Here is a 23,481-nt window from a genome sequence, read left to right on the forward strand (position 1 = left end):
CTATTTTTAGCGCTTCACCCCACCCGTTCTTCTTCCCATAATAAAAACAACAAAAAGATTCAGCAAAAGTGAATAACCATGAATAGCACAATTCTCCTCGCACACGCATACGGACAACCCGAAGTCCTCGAATTTACAGACTACACACTCCCACCATTAAACCCTGACATGGCACGCATCCAAGTCAAAGCCGCAGGGATTAACCCCATTGATGCTCGACGTATGACAGGCGAATTCAAACATGCACAACTACCACAAACCTTTGGAACTGAGTTTGCAGGGGTAATCGTAGACGTACCTGAAAACAGTGTATGGAAAATCGGTGACGAAGTTTTGGGTTCTGGTGGAGCATTTACCCATGCCACAGTGATAGACGTTCCTCTCGCCAATTTAGTCGCAAAACCTAAAAATCTAGAATGGTCGATTGCAGGCTCGATTGCAGGAGCAGCTCAAACTGCGATGACTATTTTAGATGAAACTGGTCCAATGCAAAGTTTATTGGTACACGGTGGGTCAGGCGGTGTAGGTTCAATCACCATTCAATTGGCAGTGAGTCGTGGCATTACAGTTGTGGCAACAGCATCAGCAAAAAACCAAGACTATATCCGCAGTTTAGGTGCGATTCCTGTCGTGTACGGCGAAGGTTTAATTGAGCGTCTGAAACAAGTCCACCCAGATCAATTTGATGCTTCAATTGATATGGCAGGCAACGAAGATGCCACTCAAGCCTCATTGGCAACAGTGAAAAATGGCGGATTTATGGGTACGATTGCAGGACGCAAACTGTCATCTGCGAAAATTCAAGCAGTATGGGTTAAACGTAATGTTTCCAATTTAAAACACGTGGTCGAAGGCGTTGCAAATAATACCTTCAATTGGACAGTCAGTCGTGAATATCCTTTTACAGAAGCACAGCAAGCCTATCGAGACATTTTAGAGGGTCATACACAAGGTAAAAGTGTACTGTTATTCAAATAATTTCTATGTGTACAATGTGAAAAGGCAGGATATCATCCTGCCTTTTCTCTAGTTTGAATTATGATATTGAGTAACTCTCCCCTACATTCATTAATCGCAAAATTATGTATATTCTTACGATTGATTGAAATTCGAGATTAGCGAGTGATCCCAAGCTTATTCCAAATATCTGGGGTGAGGAATGTTGTCACCAATTTATTTAAATCAATATAACGCACCACCCCTTTCAGCTGATTATTCACTTCAGGGTTTTTAATGATTTCTTCGCCTGCACTACGACCCAATGCTTGGAAACTTTCACCAACAGCTTGAATACCCTCAGCTTGAATCACCGCTTTGGTCTGTGTTGAACATTGTTCTACGATCACACGTTGCAAGACTTGCGCTAACTTTTGATCCAATGCCGTACGTTGTTCAGCACTGACATTACTAAAGCCTTTTAAATCAGGATGAGTAGACAATGCTGAATATGTCCACTGTAGTACTGTCGTTTTATCAGCAGCAGTCGTCGACTTAACCAAACAATCACTCAATTGATCTACAGCTGCTCCCGCATTCGAAAATGTCGATACGCCCATGATCAAAGCCGATGCACACAGTGTACGTAAAACAGTTTTATTCATTTTTAATGTCATCACTTAAACTCAATTTTCATCGTTGTCATTATGTTTTTGTTGTATCACATCCTGAACGCATTTCCCTACAGATTCACTGTAAAACAAGTAAGCACATGAAAATTTAGGTAGTAAATTTGCTAAATCACGCACATCAATGATCATCAATAAAGCTTCAAAACCAGTGGGAATAGACGTGAATTTCAAACTATCAATTTTTTAAATAGTTTTTACCAAAATATATAAATTGGATAAGTAGTCAAAAATCAGTAATGATCTTATTCAGGGCAAAAAACTCGGAATTAAATCATGGAAAGAAGAATTAAGATTGCGCTCATTGGTGGTGGTATTGCTGGATTAGCTTTAATGACCAACCTAGTAAAAAATAAAAAATTTGATGTGCATTTATATGAGTCAGCAGCACAGTTTTCAGAAATTGGCGCAGGCATTTCATTTGGTGCCAATGCTGTTAAAGCAATTGAGCTTCTAGGCTTGGGTGAAGAATATCACGCCATTGCGGATACAGTTGCTGCGCCTTATCAAGATATCTGGTTCCAATGGCGTAATGGCTATACCGATGAATACCTATCGGCTTCAATCGCACCTCAAGTCGGTCAATCTTCAGTGCATCGTGCTGATTTTCTAGATGCACTTATTCCATTCGTTCCTACACAAAATGCACATTTCAATAAACGTGTACAATCTGTTGAAGCTTCAAGCGCTGGTGTTCGTTTAACTTTCCAAGATGGTGAAGTGGTTGAAGCAGATTACGTGATTGGTTGTGATGGTATCCATTCTGTTGTGCGTGATCATGTATTGGCATCCCATCAACTTCCAAAGGTTGATCCTCAATTTTCAGGAACATGGGCTTATCGCGGCATTATCAAATATTTAGATTTTAAACAGGTCATTGCAGAACTTGGACACGATCCTGAACTTGCAGATGTCCCACAAATGTTATTGGGTAAAGACAAACACATCTTAACTTTCCCTATTCGTAAAGGTGAAGAAATCAATATTGTTGCCTTTAAGTCAGATCGCAAGAATACAACTCTGCCAGAAGGTACCCCTTGGACACGACCAACAACCAAAACTGAAATGCTAGCTGATTTTGCGGATTGGAGTGAGAGCTGTCGCGCATTACTGAACTTAATTGAAAAACCTACCATCTGGGCGCTTCATGAGATTGAGCCACTTAAGACCTATCAGAACAGCGAACACAATGTCATTTTGATTGGTGATGCAGCACATGCGATGTTGCCACATCAAGGAGCTGGCGCTGGTCAAGGTCTTGAAGATGCTTTAATTCTCTCAGCATTATTCAAACATCTGGAACAACACCCTGCGCAAATTTGCACTGAAGATCTTGCACAACTCTCTCATGTCTATGAGCAACTGCGTAAAGAGCGTGCCATTCGTGTACAAAATACGTCGCGCGAATCTGGTGAGATTTACGAATTATATTCGCCGCTATATCCAGATTTTGACAGTGTAGGTCAACATTTGGCACACCGTTTTGATTGGTTATGGCAACACGATTTAGAGAAAGACGTTGAACTTGCACAACAACGCTTAGGCCAAGCAATAGAGAAACATCTCGTGGCTGAAGCCATATAAATAAGCAAAAACATTAACAGGACTGTTATCAACCGATTCATTGACCAGGGAGGTCTCCATGAATACGTTAAATGCAAATGAAATTATTGATCATGCCAAACTCAAAGCCATTCACTGGCGAGTCATCTTACTCAGCGCATTGATTATTATTTTTGATGGCTATGACTTAGTTATCTACGGTGTGGCATTGCCTAAACTCATGCAAGAATGGGCAATCGATCCAATGACGGCGGGCTTCTTAGGAAGTCTTGCCCTCTTTGGCATGATGTTTGGAGCCATCATTTTTGGCAGTATGAGTGACAAACTTGAAAAATATGGCTTTAGCCGTAAAAAACTGATTGCAGTTTGTATTGTCATTTTTAGTGGTTTTACCGTGATGTGTGGACTAGCGAGCAATCCTCAAGAGTTCGGGATCTATCGCTTTATTGCTGGCTTAGGTCTTGGTGGCGTGATGCCGAACGTTATTACACTAATGACAGAGTATGCGCCTAAGCGTTTACGCTCCACCTTAGTGTCATTGATGTTTAGTGGTTACGCTGTAGGCGGAATGTGTTCTGCCATTTTAGGCATGTGGCTAGTACCGCAATTTGGCTGGAAAATCATGTTTATGATTGCAGGTATTCCACTCATTCTATTGCCAATCATTTGGAAGTTATTGCCTGAATCCATCGATTATTTGGTTCGTCAAAATAAGCATAAAGAAGCTGCTCACATCTTAGAACAAATTGACACAAATCTAAGAATTCCTGCTGATATGCGCATTAGTCTGCATCAAGAAAACCAAGAATCGTCTAAATCACCAGTGAAAGACTTATTTACTGAAAGTCGTGGAGTAACCACTGTTCTATTCTGGGCAAGTGTCTTTATGGCATTGGTATTGGTATACGCGCTTGGTAACTGGTTACCTAAACTGATGATGGAAGCTGGCTACAACCTCTCAACCAGTTTAGTGTTCCTATTTGCGCTCAATATTGGTGGTATGCTGGGTGCAATTTTTGGTGGTTTTTTTGCTGATAAATTCAGTTTACCTAAAGTTCTTTGCACCTTGTTTGTGAGCGGCGCAATTTCCCTATTCTTGTTAAGCTATAACTTACCAACCATGGTGCTTTACTTCTGTGTAGCAGTCGCAGGTGCAGCATCGATTGGCGGACAAATTTTATTGTTGGCTTATATGTCACAATATTATTCATCTAACATACGTGCGACAGGTCTAGGTATGGCACTTGGCGTAGGTCGTTTAGGCGCAATTTTGGGTCCAATCTTATGTGGATGGTTACTTAGCCTTAATTTGCCAGTGCAATATAATTTCATTGCCTTATCTATCCCTTGTATGATTGCAGTGATCAGTGTGACTGCGATCCATCTGCGCAATAAAAAAATTGCAGGCGCAGCAAACGGCGTTAAAAACGTGGCTTATGAGTAGATGATTCATCAACAACATGTAAGTCATTAAAAATAAAAGAGAGAGTTAACTCTCTCTTTTTTTGTTACAGTGGTTATTCGATATAGCGACTGTCTCTAAATATTTACAAGGAATGTAAAGTTGATCGATTTAAGTCTGATTAAAGTTTTTATTATTATTTATCAAACTCAAAATATCAGTCACGCCGCAGAGCGCTTGAATCTCAGCCAACCTTCTGTCACCTATAATTTAAATCGACTGCGGAAAATGCTGAATGATCAGCTTTTTGTACGTGACAAGTTTGGTGTTAAACCCACAAAGCTTGCACAAAGTCTTTATCCAAGTTTCTACGAAGCGATTGTTAAAATTGATATGGCGATTGATTCTGCCAAGCATTTCGACCCGCTAACCTCTTCAAAAGTATTTCGTTTAGGCATTTCTGATTTAGGAGAAATTTGTTTACTTCCCTCGCTGATTGAATATTTAGAACAACATGCTCCCAATATCAAACTTGAAATTGAGGAAATTCACTCTGAAAAAGTAGAGGAATGGCTGGTTGAAGGCTTTTTGGATGTGGCCGTTTTTAATAGCAGTCACACCATTATGCCCAAAATTGAATCTCGAAATTTGTTTGAGGAACGTTATGTCTGTATCGCTAAAAAAGAGCATCCGCGCATACAGCAGAAGCTCAGCATGGAAGCGTATTTATCGGAAAAACATGTTGCGATCAAATCGAGTACTGGTCATATTGAAATTGATCAGCGTTTAAAAGAACTCGGTCATTCTCGTCAGATCATGCTTGAAGTCCCACATTTCAGTGTTTTGCAGAACGTGGTGAAACACTCAGAACTTCTGGTTACTTTGCCTTCGAGAGCCGCGAAGGTTTATCAGCAGCATACGGATATCCAAATTTTTGAACTCCCTTTTGAGGTTCGTCCATTCAATGTCAGTGTTAACTGGTATAACCATAAGGATGACTTAGACGCACGTAAGTGGTTTTGTAAGATTCTAAAAAATATTTTCAGCACGCTCTAAGTTCCCACTCAGACATAAAAAAGGCTCGTCTATACGAGCCTTTTTTTAATAATTTAAATCCATGATGGACACTACTTATCCAAAATAGATTCAAATGCTTTTAGACGTTTACGGATAGAAAGTAGTTCAATAATCGTTTTCCACGAACTCACCAAGTATTGGAATGACTCACGAACACGATTGAATACACCCATAATTTGTTGGATCAATCCCAGTGTCAACAGGCCTGCTGCAATCGCGGGGAACAACACAAATAACATATAGAGATTGTCCAGTTGTCCATACCAACGTGCAAACAAGTTGAAATAGGCATAATGGAAATACAATTTAAAATAGTTAGCACGAATATTCTTAAAAAGTTGTTTTAAGGTTGCAGGTTGCGCACGATTTTCATGGTCTTCGCCGTATACCAACTCTTTACGATATGCCGCTTCCACTTTTTGATTATTAAATTCTAATCCTGGCAGTTTCATACCCACCACCATCAATAAGACAGTACCAAATACCGCCCATCCAATCGCAGCCCATACTAAAGAATATTGCAACTCACCAATAAACGGTAAAACAGGCACTTTCGCAGACAAAGCAAATAATAAAGGAAGAAAGGCAATTAACATCAGTACTGCACGGACTAACTCAACCCCTAAATCCTCAACGATCGTTGCAAAACGCATGGTGTCTTCCTGTACACGTTGCGAAGCACCTTCGATATGACGCAATTTCTCCCAATGCTGAACATAGTATTCGTTCATTGCTGTACGCCATCTAAAAATATAGTGACTGGTAAAGAAAGCGCTGATGACGCCTGATGTCACTGAAATACTGGCCAAGCTGATAAAGGTCCATGATTCCGCATAGAGTTTATCCACCTCACCACCACCAGAATTTAAAATCTGTTGAATAGAATCCCAAAATGGTACATACCATGCATTCACAGCAACGCTGACTTGTACTGTTAACCAAATATTAAAAAGGATAAATGCAGATCCCCATACTGACCAACGCTGCCACGGATTGTCTGATTTTATTTTCCAAAACAGTGCAAATAAGGCGGTCGCCACCAAGAACCATAGATAGAACCACAAAAATTGCGGTGACCAAAAACGACTGATATTAATCGCAAGTTCAGCCTCTGCATAACCTTGAGGAAAACCTAAATATTCGCCCCATTGTTTTCCATCCGCAAAAAACCATAAAGCGAGATTAATAAAAAACCATAAGATGACAGAGAGAAAAAACCACTTTGGGTTCGGAAAAAATGACTTAAACATTCAGCGCTTATATCCCTAATTTTGTTTGAATGAATTTTCTGAATAGTAATCCTAATTCTGCTGAGTCGGTGCGTTTTTTAGAAATTTTTTGTTATATCTATTGCACGCTCAGGATTGTTGTAACATAAAAAAGCCCCGCAATGCAGGGCTTTTCATCGACTTTAATTAATCACGAGTTTTTACATCGTACAATTCAATTTCAAAGATTAGATTAGAATTGGCTGGGATAATATTCCCCATTTTACGCTCACCATAAGCCAAATGTGCAGGCACAATTAGTTTACGCTTACCCCCAACTTTCATTCCAATAATACCTTGATCCCAACCTTTAATGACACGACCTGTACCAATCACAGTCTCAAAGTAATTACCACGGTCTAATGATGAATCAAACTTCGTACCATCTTCCAACCAACCAGTATAATGAGTGGTAATTAAAGCACCTTTTACAGCCTCTTTACCTTCACCTACCACCAAGTCAATAATTTCTAATTCAGCCGTCATGTGCTTACTCCAAATTTAATCTTTAAAATCTTAGTGGCTTACTGTAATTGAGTCCACTCAATCTCAGCTTGACCTTGATCTGAAATCAATGTCCACTCGCCATCCATCACATTCAATTGCAGTTGCATTGTACGTTCGCACAATGCTTGGATTTGTGCCGTTGTTTTTTCACTGAGTTGCCAGATTTGCACATTTTTCAATGTTTTCAATTTACTGTTGCGCTTATACCATTCATCCACTGATGATCCATAAGTGACCACCGCAACTTCCTTACAACGCGCACTCGCTTTTTTTACTTTATCTTCGTCTGGACTACCCACTTCAATCCATTTTTCTAACTGACCTGTTAAATCTTTCTGCCAAAGTGCTGGCTCATCAGTTTCAAATAAATCTTTAGTAAATTCTAAATGCTCATCTGCAAAACGAGCATATGCCAATACTCGAACCATCAAACGTTCAATCGTTTCCGACGGATGTAGAGCCATCGTTAACTGATAGTCGCCATATTGATGAACATCCATATTGGCTATGTTTAAATCTGCTTTATAAATCGTCGCTTTTAACGCCATAAGGGGTATCCTCAAATTTGGTGCTAAGCATACCCGATTCAGCGTGCATTGAGAAAATGCTTTTCAATCCGTCTGTATTCTGAGTTGAATGATCTAACGATTTTATTGATCATCGATTCGCGCCTTAAGAATTGATTGCTCTAAATGCTCCCAATCTTGATTCTGCTGGGTTATCACTTCAATCCGATTATCAATATTCTCTTCGCCTGATTTGTAATTGAATTGATCAGGATTAAAATTGAATGTCATCCAACCTTGGTTGGTATTGAAGATGCCTTTAATACGTACCCAGTGTTTTAGCTCACAAAGGATGTCTAATAATTCATAAAAATCAAACTGCCAACGTTTTGGAAGCTTCCATCCTGCCACAATATACCCTTGAGCCTGTTCGACGTAATGATATGGAAGTTGCTTTACAGCAGGCATTTCCACATCAGCTTTGAACTGTCGCTGAACCTTGAATAAGGGTTGCATTGAACGCTGAATTCCCACATAAGGATAATCAATTTGTTCTAAGCGAATATTGCCTTGATCAGCTTCAAGCCAATGTGGAATATAAGCTAAATATTGTTGTTTTAAATCAGCCAATTCTTTTCGATCCATGTCATTCATGTCCGAAGCATGAGACACAACCACAACTTGAGCCGCTTTTAACTGATCTTGATATAAACTCTGCCTCATCCAATCAGAGTCATGTAAACGAGATCCATCAATCACGGTCACTACAGAACGCATCGCAACTAGATGTTGCCAATGTGGTTCAGTCAGTTGTTCAACCAACTGTGCAGGATGACCCAACCCTGTCGGCTCTATAAATAGCCGATCTGGGTGAGATTCTTGTAATAACCGAGACAATGCAATTTGCATTGGCAATTGACTTGTACAACACAGACATCCACCCAATAGCTCTTTGATTTCATAGCCATCATTATTTGGCAATAACTGTTGATCAACGCCAATTTGACCAAACTCATTCATCAATACAGCCCATCGCTCATTTTTAGGTTTAAATTTGAGAAGTTGTTGTAAAAGCGTGGTTTTCCCTGCACCTAAAAAACCTGTAATGATATGTGTAGGCACTGACTGAGTTGCAAGTACTTTCAAAATGGATCTCTGAATTTGAAGAGGTGTACGGATTCTTGTCGGAATTTATCTAAAAAACAAGTCTAGGATAATTTTCCTCATAATTTATATGAATGCATGAATTCAAAAGACTAAATGATTGGAATTAAATAGGATAAGTGAACTGTTGAATCAAAATTGAAAATATGTAAATCTATTTCACAGATCATTACTCTGAATTTAATTCAAAACTTCAATTTTGATTTTCTAATCGAACCTTTTCAAATGTAAAACTAAGTAAAAAAATTGCTGTTTTTTTCTTCACCATGACATATTTTTTGACAACTTTATGCGGCATATTGACTCTCATTGAGACAAAAAAACTACATTACACCTTGGTTTGTTAGTCGTGCGTTAACTATCGTGTTTCACTTTGTTGCATTGATTGCCCAATTGAGCTTCTGGACTTAGGATGAATTTCGTTGACTCGCTAACCGTATTAGATGCGATTCAGCTTTTAACATTTTACGCGATGATCTAGATTTAATTTCATATTCGCTTCTCTCCTCGGAAAGCTTATGAGATTAAATTCTAATTTATTTTATTGAATAAGGATGCCACTCATGAATTTAGTTAAAACTTTATTAGCAACTACACTTGCCTTCACAGCTTTCTCAACATTTGCTGCAACAGAAGCAAAAGATGAAAAAAAACAGGAAGTGTTGATTTCTTCTCAAGAACAACCAGTGAATGCTGAAACTACTGCTGCTGGTCAACCAACAGCTGCTCAACCGGGTACAGAGGTTGCAGCTGAAGAAGGTACTGAAGCTCCTGTAGCTCAACCTGCTCAGTAATTAATCAAAAATAAATTGACTGAATTTTAGACCAAGTCTTCCCCCGATGGCTTGATCTGATTAAAAGTAGAGCTTTGCTACAGCTCTACTTTTTTATGCCTGTTTTTTTTTGAATAATTCTCTATAAATTACGATAAACACATATACATAATTATTATAAAACGATATAAATGACAAATAAATCACATATTTTAACCAAAAAGCCAATTTAATTCTAAGCACGTGACATGAAAATGAAGAAATTTCTTGGGATAGCTATACTCAGCCTATGGCTGGTTGCATGTTCCAAACCTTTACCAGAGGATAAACTGGATTATGTAGGACATTGGATTAGCGCGGACAGTCGTGTTCAATTGAATATTACTGCTAATGGTCGTATAGAATATAGTAACAATCAGCTCAGTAAAAAAACCGCCGTTTCAGCTCCAATTAAACAGTTTTCAGATACTGGATTTGAAACAGGTTTAGGTCCTATCAACACGAAATTTATTGTCACTCGTCACCCCTACAAGGATGCACAAGGGAATTGGTACATGATTGTCGATGGACATACCCTCGCCAAGCTACAAAATCCATAAAAAAAGACTTCACCATGTGAAGTCTTTTTTCTCTTAAACCGATTTCTTATATATGCTGCAAGAAGGATGATGATTTTCATTCAAACGAGCAATTTTACGATGCTCAGCAGCTTCAAAACGACAGCGTTTCCAGTCATTATCTAGGTTTAGCGGTGGAATTTGTTTTGGTTTCCCATGTTCATCCACAGCGACCATTGTGAAATAACAACTATTGGTATGTCGTACCGTACGTTTTTGAATATTTTGTGCTTCAACGCGGATCCCAATTTCCATTGAGGTACGCCCCACATGATTCACACTGGCTAAAAAAGTCACCAACTCACCCACGTGGATTGGTTCTTTAAAGTTCACTTTATCAACAGATAAAGTTACCACATAAGAACCTGAATATCGACTTGCACACGCATAAGCAACTTGGTCAAGCAGCTTTAAAATTGTTCCACCATGTACATTACCTGAGAAATTCGCCATATCCGGCGTCATTAATACAGACATCGTTAATTCAGACTGATCATCTGCAAGCGGTAACGCTTGGGTAAATTCGGACATAAATATTAGAACTCAATCATGACAGGAGATTTAATACACTATTATAACTTTTTTCTTGATTATAAAATGTTTAAATCAGAAACAAACTCCAATAATTTCAAGACTTGATAGCTTAAAAGTATCAGAGGAAATCATTCACTCTCAGAAACTATGATAAATTTGCTTAAAATTTATTCATCTTTGACTAAACGAAGCATCTCAGCAGAAATATTATCGTATTTTAACTTTAACGATGCTTGATTCTTGACTTGGATTTCATAGGTTTCATCATAGTTAATTCGTATTATTTCGAATGTAATATCTGAATTTGACGCTAAATAAACAATTTGACCAACTTGAAAAACTGACACACTACACCTTAATTTATATTTCATCTTTTTAAGGGTTAGATAAAGTACTAACCCTCATTTTTATGACCCCAATATAACAATCATTCAATTTATAACAATGATTTTACTTATTTTTTATATATATTTTATGAGACAATTAAGATCTGATTCAATTTAGCAATTTAAACAAACAGCTCTTTTACTATCATCATGGGCAGGATACTGATGAGCATCATATTGTCCTATCGTCCGATGACGTATCTGATCCAATAAACTAACTTTATTCAATGCTGCAGTCATACCTGCTTGAATCGTATTTTCACGACCCTTAACATCAAAGATATGTGCTTTTTCTCTTAGATCTGGCTGTATCACAATATCTGCATTTTTTAGCTCGTTATACGCGATCTTATTTTGCATAATATTTATATTTTGATTAAACATCCCCCACACATTCGAGGTTTCCGTGTGCTCTGGCTGGGCCAAAATATCAACAGCAATGACAATATCTGCCCCTAATTCTCTCGCCACATTGACTGGTACAGGGCTCACTAAACCGCCATCAACATAATCCTTATCAGCAATTTTTACGGGAATAAACATGCTTGGAATAGAGATAGAAGCTCTCACTGCTTGCCCAGTATTACCATAGTTAAATACTGTTAAATTTCCATTTTTTAACTCTGTTGCCACCACATACATTGGAATAGGAAGCTGTTCCAAGGGCATAAAGTCCACTTGTTTATTGACATAGTTCTCAACCTTAGCGCCATCAAAAAATCCTTGAATACCTATGTTAAAATCACGTACATCATTGACTTGCATATTTAATGCAACTTCACGTAACGATTTTGCTGATTTTCCACTGGCGTATATTGATCCGACTATACTCCCTGCGCTGGTACCAACAATAAAATCAGGCTTGATTCCACGTTGCTCTAAAACTTCAATGACGCCAATGTGCGCATAGCCTCGCGCCCCCCCACTCCCAAGCACCAATGCAATACTTGGAGCATCAGCTTTCTTATGCTTATTTTTAATGATATGAGATGAAGCATCCACCAAAGGTGTAGACACAGATTTTGAAAGCTGAGCTTTAGCTACAACCTGTTGACAGGCTTGTAAGCCAATCAAAGGTAAGAGGGAAATCAGGAGTACAAACTTCTTCATTGCATCAGAAATTAAAAATCTAAACTGAATGAAAGCATATCATTGACAGGTCGTCTGTATGAATTTTTTATGACAAAAAGCCCCAGATGAGGGGCTTTTTGTAAATGACACTTTCTTAAAAAATCTCCAGATTAAGCAAAGAATTTTAGAATCATCTGAATCACTGTTGCGTTGATTAAGTCAACAAAGAAGGCGCCACATAAAGGTACAATTAAGAATGCTTTATGTGAAGGACCATACATATTTGTAATCGCCTGCATGTTTGCAACTGCTGTTGGTGTTGCTCCCATACCGAAACCACAGTGACCTGCTGCAAGAACTGCTGCATCGTAGTTTTTACCCATCACACGGAAAGTGACAAATGCTGCGTACAATGCCATAGTTAAAGTTTGAGCTGTTAAGATCACAACCAATGGGCCTGCAAGATCAGCCAATTGCCACAACTTAAGTGAAAGAAGTGCCATTGCTAGGTATAACGATAAAGAGGCATTACCAAATACATCAATTGCACGATCGAAGATTTCCACTTTCATGAGACCTTCGAGGATGTTACGCAAGATAACACCACCACCTAATGCCCAAACGAAAGTTGGAAGCTCAAACCAAGTGCCTTTACTATAACCTGTCATAAATTCAGCAAATGCCAAACACGCAGCAAATAAACCTAATGTGGTAATCGCATTATCCGCAGTGATTAAACGAACTTGATTACGGTTTTCAAAAGGCACAAACTCGCCTTGATCATTCGGATTTGCAATTGCATTCGCATCACGTGTGTCTTTTTCAACCGAATTAGTCACTGGTGATGAGAGCTGGTGCTTATTAATCAATAATTTCGCTAATGGACCACCAATCAAACCACCAATAATCAAACCAAATGTCGCACTTGCCATACCCAGTGCTAAAGCACCTTGAATACCATGCTCTACTTCTAAAATCTCACCCCATGCACCAGCAGTACCATGACCACCAGTTAAGGTAATAGAACCTGCAATTAAACCAATAAGTGGATCAATACCAAGTAACGTTGCAAGGCTCATACCGACAAAGTTTTGTACGATAATAAATGATGCGACACAGATCAGGAAGATCACCAGTCCCATACCACCTTCTTTGAGTTTGGCGAAGTTTGCACTCAAACCAATCGAGGCAAAAAACACCAACATGAAACTGGTTTGCAATTCACTACTCGTGGTAATGCTGTAGCCCCACAAATTGTGAACAATTAACGAAACTATGGCAGCAACCAAACCACCAGCTACAGGCTCTGGGATATTATATTTTTTTAAGAAGTCGATTTTGTTGACAAGAAAACGGCCAAGCAATAAAACTATTACTGCAGCAATTAACGTGTAAAAAGCGTTAAAAGTAAATTCCATCATTAATTCTCAGCAAATACAGATGACTGTTAATTCATATTATGCTTGTTTTTTAATCAATAAGATTTATTTCGAATCTCACATCCAAAAATAAACATATCCTTATTCAATATTGATTATCTAAAGGAATAGATAAATTTTTTAATTGAGTAACAATATATTAATTCCTCGATTTCATTGGATTCAATCTTGTTAATAAAAAACATACACTTTTCAAAATAAATCAGTTGCTCAAAACGCACTCTATTCTTAGACATACGTTTGGCTAGATACAATTGATTTATGGCTCAAACAAACACTTAAATATGTTTTAGTGAACTTAAAATGATTAAGAAATTCCTGATGATCAGGACTGCTCACTGTTTAAGCCGAACATTATGCACTTTTTTTTATAATTCGCATTACTTTTGTTTATTCAATCAGCAAAATTCAGACATTCTTTAGTCTGAACTGATGAATGACAAGTGAATAAAAAAACCGAGACTACGCTCGGTTTTTTTATAAATCATGCTTAGAAGCTGTATTTCGCCATTAGGCCTACACGGTCATCATTAAAGCTCTGACCTGCGAAAGTCTCACGCTTACCATTGATATATTCAACACCTAGATCAACAGGCTTCACAGGTGTGTAAATGAAGTTAATCCATGCTTGTTGAACAGTTTCATTTGCACTTGGGTTCGCTTTAGCATATCCCGTGCTGTCATCAGCATAATGTGCGCCATAAGCCAGTGTTGAGCGTAACTGAGGTGAGAACTTATATGTAGCACCTACTTGCGTAGCAATAAATTCATTTTGATGAATATTGTTATTTAGATCTACAACGTATGCTGTATTAGATCCATACAAATAGTTGCTGTTCCCTTTTACATAAGACACATCAGCTGATACTTTGAGTGGTTCGCTAATTTGGTAATTTGTACCGATCGCTACACCAAAACCAGTCTTATCATCACCAGCTTTATCAGACTTATAATTTTCAATTAAGGCACGAGCTGAAGCATTACCTTTACCATCTGCATAAGCTTGCGTAACTTTAGCAGTCAAAGTTGGTAGGCGGTATTTGACATCTGATGACTCTATATCTGGAACTCCGTTAGTCACAGTAGTCTTTAATTGATTTGCTGAACTATTACCTTCCTCAGCTGAAATAAATAATTGAGTTGATGGCGCTAATTTATGAGACCAACGTACTTGCGGTAAACGATTTGTTCCGCCACCAATGTTGGTACCAAAATCGATCATTTCTGGTGCATGATTTGACAAGAAGTTTGAAGTAGTTTGACCGAATAACCAATTATTCAGTGTTAAATACGCATGACGAATACGTAGTGCTTCATTTGAGCCTGCAAAGTCCACTTCTACTTTACCACCAACATCAGCCCCTTCTACTTTAGATTTGAAATCTAAACCAAGACGTGTTGTTTTAGCCGTTGCACGTAATTTATCTTCAACTAACGGATTATTACTCGTTCCAACGCTATTTACAGCATTAAAGTCATTATCAGCACCTTCAATGATATAGTTTGCATCTCCACGTACAAAACCATATAGATTCACTTCAGCACCTGCTTTAGTTTTCAAGTTTGTAGGCGCTGCTGCTACTGGTTGAGCTTTAACTTCAGCCAATTGTACTTGCTGCTGTTGTTGTACGTGATGTTGCTGTTGAATTAAAGCTTTTAACGCTTCAACTTCTTGGCGTAATTTTTGAATTTCATCTTTTTCAGTCGCTGCTTGTGCAGTAGAAACTGCAAAAGTTGCAACTGCGATTGCTAAGCTTTTCTTTAAAAATGTTTGCTGTTTTGATTGACTCATTAAAAATCTCCAATTATTTCATCTTGCATCCGTGCATATATGCTTGGTCAACCTGCTGAATCCCAATCACAACGTTTGATTAATTTAAAATAATCAACGATGCACTAAACTGCTTTTTTTTAAATTTGATGAATTGATTAAAATAAATACGTAACATAATGTGTATTCGTTGTAACTTAATCTAGCAACTTATGTTTCATAATTAAATGTTTTTTATTGTCAAAACCAATTTTCTCAATCACAATTTCTGATGATGAATTGAAAAAAGTTTATATCTGTATAATTTATAAAATCTTTATTTAAAAGCATATTCAAAATTATACCTTAGTCGTAGAGACATCATGGATCATCCAAAATTATTCAAATAGGAGTTGCAATGTCCACAGAACATACTCAAGCCGTTGATGAAGTGATCACTGGCCGCCAATCTATACGTGCCTTTTTAGATCACCCCGTAGATACAAAACTTATCCAAGAAATCTTAGAAGTCGCATCAAGAGCACCTTCTGGCACAAATACTCAACCCTGGAAAGTCTATGTGGTGACAGGCGCACGTCGTCAACGTTTAATTGATCAAGTTTGTCATGCACAAATGCAACTTTATCAAAACCCTGAACTTGCTCAACAATACACCGAGACTTTTGCTTATTATCCAGAAACATGGATTTCCCCGTATATCGATCGTCGTCGTGAAAATGGTTGGGGACTTTATGGATTGCTGGGCATTCAAAAAGGTGAAAAGGATAAGATGGCTGCACAACATCTTAGAAACTATCAATTATTTGATGCACCTGTTGGCATTTTCTTTACCGTGGATAAAGCCATGGGCATTGGCTCTAAAATGGATATTTCCATGATGATTCAAAATGTTATGCTAGCAGCAAAAGCACGTGGTTTAGACACATGCCCTCAAGCGGCCTGGAATCATTTTCATCAAATCGTCACTGATGTTCTTGAAGCTCCTGCCAACGAAGAGCTCGTTTGTGGGATGGCTTTAGGCTATGCCGACACCGATGCGCTTGTAAATACGTTTAGAACACCTCGAGTTCCAGTTGAAGAGTTTGCTGTTTTCTTGGAAGACTGATTTTTTAAGGATTAAAACACTCATCCAGTTTGAGCGGTTTAATAAAGACAAACATTCAATTTCAAGCATATAATCCCAATTTAAATTAGATGAATATTCAACTAATATTCATCTATCCCTATCCTCTATTTATAAAGGGTTCTGGTTTGAACAAATGGCTGATTCAGCTTAAAAAAGCAACCTATAATACTTCATTCATGTATAACCTGCGGATGATTGTGGCTTTCGCAGGTACCGCGTTTATTCCCTATCTGTTAGATCAGCAATTGATGACGATTCCATTAACATTAGGGGTTGTTGCTGCTGGGCTGAGCGACATCGATGATCGCTTCTCAGTACGTATCATGAATCTGATTTATACCTATATTGGGTTCTTTATTGCGGCAGCTTCTGTTCAATTGTTATTCCCATATCCTGTGCTTTTTGCTTCAGGCCTGATCATCTCTTGTATTGGTCTCATTTTACTAGGCTCATTAGGCAGACGTTATGCCACCATCTCATATGGTTGCTTAGTAATTTCTGTCTATGCCATGCTAGGTGTTGATATTTTTGACGAATGGTACATGCAACCCAGTCTTTTGGTGATTGGTGCCATTTGGTATGGGATCTTGTCTACGCTTAGTTTCTTGCTTTTTCCAGCTCGACAAGTTCAAGATCAACTCTCGAAAAGCTATTCTTCACTCGGTGATTTCCTTTTTGCTAAATCCAATCTCTTTGATGTGGATATGACAGCGAATAGCTACCAAAAAAGTATGATCAGCTTGTCGCTGGAAAATGGGAAATTAGTAGGTATCTTTAATGATATGAAAACCACACTCCTTACCCGATTAAAAGGAGATCGTGGTCAAAGTGATACCCGTCGCAGCTTACAATATTATTTTATTGCACAGGACATTCACGAGCGAGCTGACTCGGCACATATTGATTATCAACAATTAACCAAAGCCTTTGAACATAGTGATATTTTATTTCGCTTCCAACGTATTCTTACACTGCAAGCAAAAGCATGTAAAGATTTAAGTGAAAGCATCTTAAATCGCACAACTTACCAGCATAATCCACGTTTTGAACATGCATTTAGTAATCTCAGAAAGTCATTAGAAAAAATCCGTGATGAACAAAAACATGATCTTATCTGGGTTAATGCTCTTTTTGCCTTACTCCAGAACTTAAAAGCCATCGATGCTCAATTACGAAATCTTGAAACTGAACGGCATATTAAATTTGACCGCACTAAACATTTAGAAAACCAACTTAAAGATGACGATCTGAAAGGTTGGGAAGATATCGTTTCTCGTATCAAACAAAATTTAACCCCTGAATCCGTACTCTTTCGACATGCAATTCGTGTTTCCATCGTACTTTTCATCGGATATGTTTTTGTTCAAGTCACCAATATCGAATACGGTTATTGGGTACTGTTAACAGCCCTATTTGTTAGTCAACCAAACTTCAACGCCACAAAACGTCGACTGAGACTCAGGATCATGGGAACACTTGGTGGCATTATTCTTGGTTTTGCAATTCTGTATTTCGTTCCTTCTGTCGAAGGTCAACTTTTATTATTAATTGTGAGTGGTGTACTATTTTTTGAATTACGCAGTAAGCAATATGCGCAAGCCACTGCCTTTATTACGATCTTAGCCTTAATTAATTTCAATTTGGACGGTTTAGGTTTTCAAGCGGCATTTCCTCGAATGTTAGATACTTTAATTGGCTGTGCATTGGCATGGTTTGGGGTGAGCTTTATTTTTCCAGATTGGAAATTCAGACGACTCCCCCATTCAATCAGACGTTCACTTGAAGCTCAATGCCAGTATCTTACTGAAGTCATCCAACAGTACCATCATGGACGTAATAACAGTTTGAACTACCGCGTGGTCCGCCGCACTGCACATAATCGTGATGCTGATGTTGCATCACTCATATCGACATTAGCAACAGAACCTGATTTTGATCCAACACAAAAAGCTTTAGCATTTGAGTTCCTCTGTCTCAATCATACATTTATCAGCTATATTGCTGCGCTAGGTGCACACCGTGAAAAAATTCAAGATCAGTCAACATTAGAGCTACTTCAGCAAGCGTTAAATGATATCCAAGGTGCTTTTTTGCGAGATGAATTCCCTGAGCTAAATCTGACAAATTTGGAGTCCGCGATTCGTGAACGTTTGAATAAAGATGATCAGGATTCACATAAATCATTGATTGTTTTACAGCAACTTTCTTTAATGCTTGGTGTATTAAGACGATTAAGTACCTTAAAACAAAGTTTAAGTCATGAACATGATACTCAATCCAGCGCATTGGCATCACTGTAAATGTTGAATTTTCAAGGCAGTAAATTAGTACAATATACTCCCTGATTGTATTAATTTAATGCTAAACTCTGCTCAGATATACACATTTTGTAAACGAAACTATGACTGCAAAAAACTTATACGCCTACACTTTACAACCCGTTCCTTACGAGGTTACTGAAGCTGAACAACGCCATGCGCAACTCGCAATCTGGCGCAGCACAAATAAAATTGGAACTAAAGCTTGGGCTATTATGGGTGCAATTACTGCGCTTGCAATTTTGGGTCTAATTTTTATTAAAAATTACTCTACTGTATTTTGCTGGGTGGCTTTAGTCTGTGTGCTGACATACTTTTTAGTGCGAAAGTTTGGACTAGAATGGTACGCTAAACGTAAAATGAATGAGTTTCCAGTACAAGAAATTACTGGAATTAAATTAGGTGTTCAGCCTCATGGTATCGTGATGCGTCAAAAAATGGGACTACAAGAAGGTGTAGGTTCAATTGGTTGGAAAGATATCTATGAGTGGTATAACACGCCAGATTTCATTTTGGTGAACTTTAAAGTTAAAGGTCAGCAAGGCGCTTATATCTTGCCAAAACGAATGAACAGCAAAAATTTCTCTTTCGAGACCATCCGTAAACATCTAAAAGAAAGCGTTGGTGAGCCAAAATCACTGTAAATACGGCTTTATATTAAAACCTCCAACTTTGGAGGTTTTTTTATCATAATTTTTTATATGAGAATGAGAATAAATATTATCTTCAAATACATTCCACTTTTTTTGAGTTAGGTTATAATCGCACCATTCAAAAATTCCAATTCACTCAGACCCTTATGTTCAAGAAAATATTTTTCCAGTTACACTGGTTTTTCGGAATAACAGCAGGCCTTATTTTGGCACTTATGGGTGTCACTGGGGCGATATATTCTTATGAGCAGCAAATTATCAAGCTGATCAATCAGGAAAGTTATACAGTTGTTGCTGAACAACGCCCAAAATTAACACCAGCTGAAATTTATCAACATTTCCAGCAGGAGCATCCTGATCTTAAAATCAATAGCATTACAATTGCTGCTCAACCTACTGACTCATCGAGTATCAATGTTGCGAAAGAAGGCGAACGTCGTGGTTTGACCATGATGATCAATCCCTACAGTGCTGAATTACTACCTGAAATTAAAGGTCGAAAATTCTTCGCATTCGTACAACAACTACATCGTAACTTGACAGTCGGACCAGTTGGAAAACAAATTACTGGTGCATGTACACTGATTCTTATTTTCTTTGTCCTCAGTGGCTTATATCTACGTTGGCCGAAAAAACACAGTTTCAAACAATGGTTTTCAGTTAAACCCAAATTAAAAGGTCGAAACTTTATTTGGGATTTACACGCAGTCGTTGGAACATGGGTGGCCATTTTCTATCTCATGTTGGCTTGCACAGGTTTATATTGGTCATATGACTGGTGGCGCAACGGCATGTTTAAAGTGCTTGGTGTTGAGCGCCCGCAACCCCAAATGCAAGCGGGAGGTCCTGGTTCAAATGCTGGACCAAATGCTCAACGTGAAGGACGTGAAGGACGTGAAGGACGTGAAGGACGTGAAGGACGTGAAGGACGTGAAGGACGTGAAGGACGTGAAGGACGTGAAGGACGTGAAGAGCGTAAATCACTCCAAACAGAACAGATTCACTTTGCGCTCAACCAATCTTGGTCTACTTTTAATCAACAGTTTAAAAATCAATTTTCTTCCGTAACCTTCACCATTCCTAAACGTGCAAACGGTGAATTAGAACTGAGTTTCGTTGATCCTGTTCCGCAACATGAACGTGCTCGTAACAAAGCGACTGTCGACTTAAATACGAATCAATTGAAAGATGTTGAATTGTACGAAGACAAAAAGCTCAATGAAAAAATCATGAGCAGCATGTTACCTGTACACCGTGGCAGCTTCTTTGGTCCTATTTACCAGTTCTTCGCGATGTTAGCTGCACTCGCTATGCCGTTATTCTTTGTGACGGGTTGGATGCTCTACCTCAAACGCCGCAAGCAAAAACAATTGACCCGTGAAGCGAAGCAAAATTTAGCAGTGGTTGATGTTGATCCAAATGCCAAACCTTGGCTCATCGCTTATGCAAGTCAAACTGGTGTATCCGAGCAATTGGCTTGGCGTACAGCTTCAATTCTGCAAGCAGCACGCCAACCCGTCACTGTTAAATCAGTGCAAAGCCTGACCACTAATGAGCTACAAACAGCATCTCAAATTCTAGTGGTCGCGAGTACTTACGGTACAGGTGAAGCTCCAGACTTAGCTGCAAGCTTTGAAAAGAAATTGATGTCTCATCCACTGAATCTAAGTCATGCTCAATTCGCAGTTATGGCACTTGGTTCACGTGAATATCCTGACACTTATTGTAGTTTTGGTCATCGTATTTATGACTGGTTCAATGCATCTGGTGCAACTCCCCTCTTTAATGTGATTGAAGTGGACAATGCCAATAACCAAGATATTCAAAATTGGACAGATGCACTCGCACAAGCTGCTCAATTGGAATTAGCAACACTATCTATTGATAAAGTCTTTGATCAATGGAAACTTCAAAAACGTACACTGCTTAATCCAAACAGTTCGGGTCAACCAGCTTATAATTTAGAGCTTGAGTCTGATCACGACGCGATCTGGCAAGCTGGAGATATTGCGGAAATTCAACCCGGCAATAGCATTGAACGTATTCAAGCATTTTTACAACAGCACAACTTAGATGAGGCTTTAGTTCTCGCAACTACAGGTCAAACCTTAGTTGAAAGCCTGTGGAATAAAAATTTAAATAGCGAGATTCAGCCATTTGCGACAGCTGAGGAACTCGTTGAGCAGCTTGAAAATTTACCTACTCGTGAATATTCGATCGCAAGTATTCCAACTCAAGGCATGATGCGCTTGGTGGTACGTCAACAACGTGATGAACAGCAGCAACTCGGCTTAGGCTCAGGCTGGTTAACACATCATGTTGCGGTTGGTAGTCAGGTACAACTTCGTATTCGAACCAATGAATCATTCCATTTAATTGATGATAATCGACCGATTATTTGTATCGGTAACGGGACAGGAATCGCAGGTCTAATGAGCTTAATTTCAGCTCGCGTACGTTTGGACTACACTGACAACTGGCTCATCTTCGGTGAACGCCAACGCGAACATGATTTCTTTTATAAAGAAACAATCGAAGCTTGGCAAAATACAGCGATGTTAAAGCGTATTGATCTCGCGTTCTCTCGAGACCAACCAGAAAAAGTCTATGTACACCATATTCTGCGTCAAAATGCGGATGAAGTCGTTAAATGGATTCATCAAGGTGCTGTCATCTATGTGTGCGGCAGTATCAATGGTATGGCAAGCGATGTTGATCTAGCCTTAATTGAAATCTTAGGTGACACTACTGTAGATGAATTAAGACAAGCTGGTCGCTACCGTAGAGACGTTTACTAACACGGTTATTATGATCAAAACCGAGCACGATTTTTATTTAATCTGCTCGGTTTTTTTATGCGCTATACTTTTTCGCATTTCCCACTAGTGATGACATCGAATGTATATAAGGATTTTAAAATTTTTCGCTTGGTTAATAGCATTGATACTATTAATCGATGGAATCATTTTAATCAGTCAAAATAAAATTCATTTAGGTACTGTACTTCCAGCATTTATTGGCATAATGATTATTGTATGTCTGTTTTTTAATAAGAAAATCCAACACTATCGTTTGAATCATTCTAACTTTAACTTGTTTTGGAAAATGGGATGGACAATTTTTTCCATCTGGTTAATCAGCTTGGCTATTTTTTTTAATTTTTTAGCTAAATCAAATCATTCCCCCATCATGAATACACCACCTGATGCGATTATTATTTTGGGTAGTGGTTTAATCAATAACCAACCCTCCCCAACGCTTCAGGCTCGATTAGACCAAGGTGCAACGATCGCCGCTCAATATTCCAGTAGTTCTATTATTGTAACTGGCGGTTTAGGTTTTGATCAGAAAATTACTGAAGCTGCAGTGATGAAAGCATATTTGATCGACAAGTATCGTATTCACCCACAGCGTATATTTGAAGAAAGTCAAAGCACCAGCACCGAACTCAATCTAAAAAACAGTGTTCCGCTTCTAAACAGAATAGGCTTAAACCAAGATAGTCATATTGTGGTTGTCACCAGTGATTTTCATACCCCACGTGCTGCAGCCATTGCCCGATTTCAAGGTTATACCCAAATCACATCAGTCAGTGCTGAAACTCCTTTAACCACACGATATAACGCATGGCTTAGAGAATATTTTGCTTATATTAGTGGCTGGATCTTAAAAGAATACTAA

General features: G+C 38.5%; 21 protein-coding genes. 11 read left to right on the forward strand and 10 right to left on the reverse strand.

The window, feature by feature from the left end; translation table 11 throughout:
* The first annotated feature begins 78 nt into the window (after nucleotides 1–78).
* Complete coding sequence (locus AC1M9H_RS09690) at nucleotides 79–978, forward strand: NADP-dependent oxidoreductase (RefSeq protein ID WP_481613279.1); 900 nt, start codon at nucleotides 79–81, stop codon at nucleotides 976–978.
* Between the two features lie 137 nt (nucleotides 979–1,115).
* Here AC1M9H_RS09690 and AC1M9H_RS09695 read toward each other — a convergent pair whose 3' ends face one another.
* A complete protein-coding gene (locus tag AC1M9H_RS09695) occupies nucleotides 1,116–1,601 on the reverse strand; it encodes a hypothetical protein (RefSeq protein WP_481596307.1) in 486 nt (161 codons plus the stop codon).
* Between the two features lie 300 nt (nucleotides 1,602–1,901).
* On the opposite strand from AC1M9H_RS09695, the gene salA reads away from it, so the two are divergent.
* From salA to AC1M9H_RS09710, 3 genes are all read left to right on the forward strand, one after another.
* Complete coding sequence (gene salA, locus AC1M9H_RS09700) at nucleotides 1,902–3,209, forward strand: salicylate 1-monooxygenase (RefSeq protein ID WP_481613280.1); 1,308 nt, start codon at nucleotides 1,902–1,904, stop codon at nucleotides 3,207–3,209.
* A gap of 58 nt (nucleotides 3,210–3,267) precedes the next feature.
* On the forward strand, nucleotides 3,268–4,632 hold the full coding sequence (locus AC1M9H_RS09705) for an MFS transporter (RefSeq protein ID WP_051586596.1): 1,365 nt from the start codon (nucleotides 3,268–3,270) through the stop codon (nucleotides 4,630–4,632).
* 123 nt (nucleotides 4,633–4,755) lie between these two features.
* The gene (locus AC1M9H_RS09710; protein WP_228143106.1) at nucleotides 4,756–5,646 is read left to right on the forward strand and encodes a LysR family transcriptional regulator; all 891 of its coding nucleotides are present in this window, start codon (nucleotides 4,756–4,758) and stop codon (nucleotides 5,644–5,646) included.
* Between the two features lie 71 nt (nucleotides 5,647–5,717).
* Here the strand turns inward: AC1M9H_RS09710 and sbmA are convergent, their stop codons facing one another.
* From sbmA to AC1M9H_RS09730, 4 genes are all read right to left on the reverse strand, one after another.
* Nucleotides 5,718–6,917 (reverse strand): peptide antibiotic transporter SbmA, encoded by a 1,200-nt coding sequence (gene sbmA, locus AC1M9H_RS09715; RefSeq protein ID WP_481596310.1) that lies wholly within the window; start codon nucleotides 6,915–6,917, stop codon nucleotides 5,718–5,720.
* 165 nt (nucleotides 6,918–7,082) lie between these two features.
* Nucleotides 7,083–7,421: an FKBP-type peptidyl-prolyl cis-trans isomerase gene (locus AC1M9H_RS09720; protein ID WP_035268363.1), complete on the reverse strand. Its 339-nt coding sequence runs from the start codon at nucleotides 7,419–7,421 to the stop codon at nucleotides 7,083–7,085.
* Between the two features lie 38 nt (nucleotides 7,422–7,459).
* Nucleotides 7,460–7,990: a YaeQ family protein gene (locus AC1M9H_RS09725; RefSeq protein WP_035268360.1), complete on the reverse strand. Its 531-nt coding sequence runs from the start codon at nucleotides 7,988–7,990 to the stop codon at nucleotides 7,460–7,462.
* Nucleotides 7,991–8,092: 102 nt separating this feature from the next.
* On the reverse strand, nucleotides 8,093–9,094 hold the full coding sequence (locus AC1M9H_RS09730) for a CobW family GTP-binding protein (RefSeq protein ID WP_481596311.1): 1,002 nt from the start codon (nucleotides 9,092–9,094) through the stop codon (nucleotides 8,093–8,095).
* A gap of 581 nt (nucleotides 9,095–9,675) precedes the next feature.
* On the opposite strand from AC1M9H_RS09730, the gene AC1M9H_RS09735 reads away from it, so the two are divergent.
* Together AC1M9H_RS09735 and AC1M9H_RS09740 are read left to right on the forward strand one after the other, a co-directional pair.
* Nucleotides 9,676–9,906, forward strand: coding sequence for a hypothetical protein (locus tag AC1M9H_RS09735; protein WP_035268355.1), 231 nt, complete (start codon nucleotides 9,676–9,678; stop codon nucleotides 9,904–9,906).
* Nucleotides 9,907–10,133: 227 nt separating this feature from the next.
* A complete protein-coding gene (locus tag AC1M9H_RS09740; RefSeq protein WP_228143104.1) occupies nucleotides 10,134–10,484 on the forward strand; it encodes a hypothetical protein in 351 nt (116 codons plus the stop codon).
* A 33-nt stretch (nucleotides 10,485–10,517) separates the two neighbouring features.
* On the opposite strand, the gene AC1M9H_RS09745 is transcribed toward AC1M9H_RS09740, so the two are convergent.
* The 5 genes from AC1M9H_RS09745 to AC1M9H_RS09765 form a co-directional block, all read right to left on the reverse strand.
* Nucleotides 10,518–11,033, reverse strand: a complete 516-nt coding sequence (locus tag AC1M9H_RS09745) for an acyl-CoA thioesterase (protein WP_481613281.1) — start codon at nucleotides 11,031–11,033, stop codon at nucleotides 10,518–10,520.
* 170 nt (nucleotides 11,034–11,203) lie between these two features.
* On the reverse strand, nucleotides 11,204–11,383 hold the full coding sequence (locus AC1M9H_RS09750; RefSeq protein ID WP_035268348.1) for a hypothetical protein: 180 nt from the start codon (nucleotides 11,381–11,383) through the stop codon (nucleotides 11,204–11,206).
* 153 nt (nucleotides 11,384–11,536) lie between these two features.
* Nucleotides 11,537–12,532, reverse strand: coding sequence for a patatin-like phospholipase family protein (locus tag AC1M9H_RS09755; RefSeq protein WP_481613282.1), 996 nt, complete (start codon nucleotides 12,530–12,532; stop codon nucleotides 11,537–11,539).
* 131 nt (nucleotides 12,533–12,663) lie between these two features.
* Nucleotides 12,664–13,911, reverse strand: a complete 1,248-nt coding sequence (gltS, locus tag AC1M9H_RS09760) for a sodium/glutamate symporter (RefSeq protein WP_180028146.1) — start codon at nucleotides 13,909–13,911, stop codon at nucleotides 12,664–12,666.
* 511 nt (nucleotides 13,912–14,422) lie between these two features.
* Complete coding sequence (locus AC1M9H_RS09765; RefSeq protein WP_481613283.1) at nucleotides 14,423–15,724, reverse strand: DcaP family trimeric outer membrane transporter; 1,302 nt, start codon at nucleotides 15,722–15,724, stop codon at nucleotides 14,423–14,425.
* Nucleotides 15,725–16,100: 376 nt separating this feature from the next.
* Between AC1M9H_RS09765 and AC1M9H_RS09770 the strand changes: the two genes are divergently transcribed.
* The 5 genes from AC1M9H_RS09770 (at nucleotide 16,101) to AC1M9H_RS09790 (ending at nucleotide 23,481) form a co-directional block, all read left to right on the forward strand.
* Nucleotides 16,101–16,808, forward strand: coding sequence for a nitroreductase (locus tag AC1M9H_RS09770; protein ID WP_481610934.1), 708 nt, complete (start codon nucleotides 16,101–16,103; stop codon nucleotides 16,806–16,808).
* A gap of 146 nt (nucleotides 16,809–16,954) precedes the next feature.
* Complete coding sequence (gene yccS, locus AC1M9H_RS09775) at nucleotides 16,955–19,129, forward strand: YccS family putative transporter (RefSeq protein ID WP_481613284.1); 2,175 nt, start codon at nucleotides 16,955–16,957, stop codon at nucleotides 19,127–19,129.
* A 101-nt stretch (nucleotides 19,130–19,230) separates the two neighbouring features.
* Nucleotides 19,231–19,791: a YcxB family protein gene (locus tag AC1M9H_RS09780; protein ID WP_035268336.1), complete on the forward strand. Its 561-nt coding sequence runs from the start codon at nucleotides 19,231–19,233 to the stop codon at nucleotides 19,789–19,791.
* 155 nt (nucleotides 19,792–19,946) lie between these two features.
* Nucleotides 19,947–22,598, forward strand: a complete 2,652-nt coding sequence (locus tag AC1M9H_RS09785) for a PepSY domain-containing protein (RefSeq protein ID WP_481613285.1) — start codon at nucleotides 19,947–19,949, stop codon at nucleotides 22,596–22,598.
* Between the two features lie 142 nt (nucleotides 22,599–22,740).
* Nucleotides 22,741–23,481, forward strand: coding sequence for a YdcF family protein (locus AC1M9H_RS09790; RefSeq protein ID WP_481610104.1), 741 nt, complete (start codon nucleotides 22,741–22,743; stop codon nucleotides 23,479–23,481).

The organism is Acinetobacter sp. ANC_7512 (assembly GCF_056779935.1).

Excerpts from the sequence above, each read along its gene's own strand:
- AC1M9H_RS09690 (WP_481613279.1), top strand. The coding sequence starts at position 79 with ATGAATAGCACAATTCTCCTCGCACACGCATACGGACAACCCGAAGTC.
- AC1M9H_RS09695 (WP_481596307.1), bottom strand. The coding sequence starts at position 1,601 with ATGAATAAAACTGTTTTACGTACACTGTGTGCATCGGCTTTGATCATG.
- salA (WP_481613280.1), top strand. The coding sequence starts at position 1,902 with ATGGAAAGAAGAATTAAGATTGCGCTCATTGGTGGTGGTATTGCTGGA.
- AC1M9H_RS09705 (WP_051586596.1), top strand. The coding sequence starts at position 3,268 with ATGAATACGTTAAATGCAAATGAAATTATTGATCATGCCAAACTCAAA.
- sbmA (WP_481596310.1), bottom strand. The coding sequence starts at position 6,917 with ATGTTTAAGTCATTTTTTCCGAACCCAAAGTGGTTTTTTCTCTCTGTC.
- AC1M9H_RS09720 (WP_035268363.1), bottom strand. The coding sequence starts at position 7,421 with ATGACGGCTGAATTAGAAATTATTGACTTGGTGGTAGGTGAAGGTAAA.
- AC1M9H_RS09725 (WP_035268360.1), bottom strand. The coding sequence starts at position 7,990 with ATGGCGTTAAAAGCGACGATTTATAAAGCAGATTTAAACATAGCCAAT.
- AC1M9H_RS09735 (WP_035268355.1), top strand. The coding sequence starts at position 9,676 with ATGAATTTAGTTAAAACTTTATTAGCAACTACACTTGCCTTCACAGCT.
- AC1M9H_RS09740 (WP_228143104.1), top strand. The coding sequence starts at position 10,134 with ATGAAAATGAAGAAATTTCTTGGGATAGCTATACTCAGCCTATGGCTG.
- AC1M9H_RS09745 (WP_481613281.1), bottom strand. The coding sequence starts at position 11,033 with ATGTCCGAATTTACCCAAGCGTTACCGCTTGCAGATGATCAGTCTGAA.
- AC1M9H_RS09755 (WP_481613282.1), bottom strand. The coding sequence starts at position 12,532 with ATGAAGAAGTTTGTACTCCTGATTTCCCTCTTACCTTTGATTGGCTTA.
- gltS (WP_180028146.1), bottom strand. The coding sequence starts at position 13,911 with ATGGAATTTACTTTTAACGCTTTTTACACGTTAATTGCTGCAGTAATA.
- AC1M9H_RS09765 (WP_481613283.1), bottom strand. The coding sequence starts at position 15,724 with ATGAGTCAATCAAAACAGCAAACATTTTTAAAGAAAAGCTTAGCAATC.
- AC1M9H_RS09770 (WP_481610934.1), top strand. The coding sequence starts at position 16,101 with ATGTCCACAGAACATACTCAAGCCGTTGATGAAGTGATCACTGGCCGC.
- AC1M9H_RS09780 (WP_035268336.1), top strand. The coding sequence starts at position 19,231 with ATGACTGCAAAAAACTTATACGCCTACACTTTACAACCCGTTCCTTAC.
- AC1M9H_RS09785 (WP_481613285.1), top strand. The coding sequence starts at position 19,947 with ATGTTCAAGAAAATATTTTTCCAGTTACACTGGTTTTTCGGAATAACA.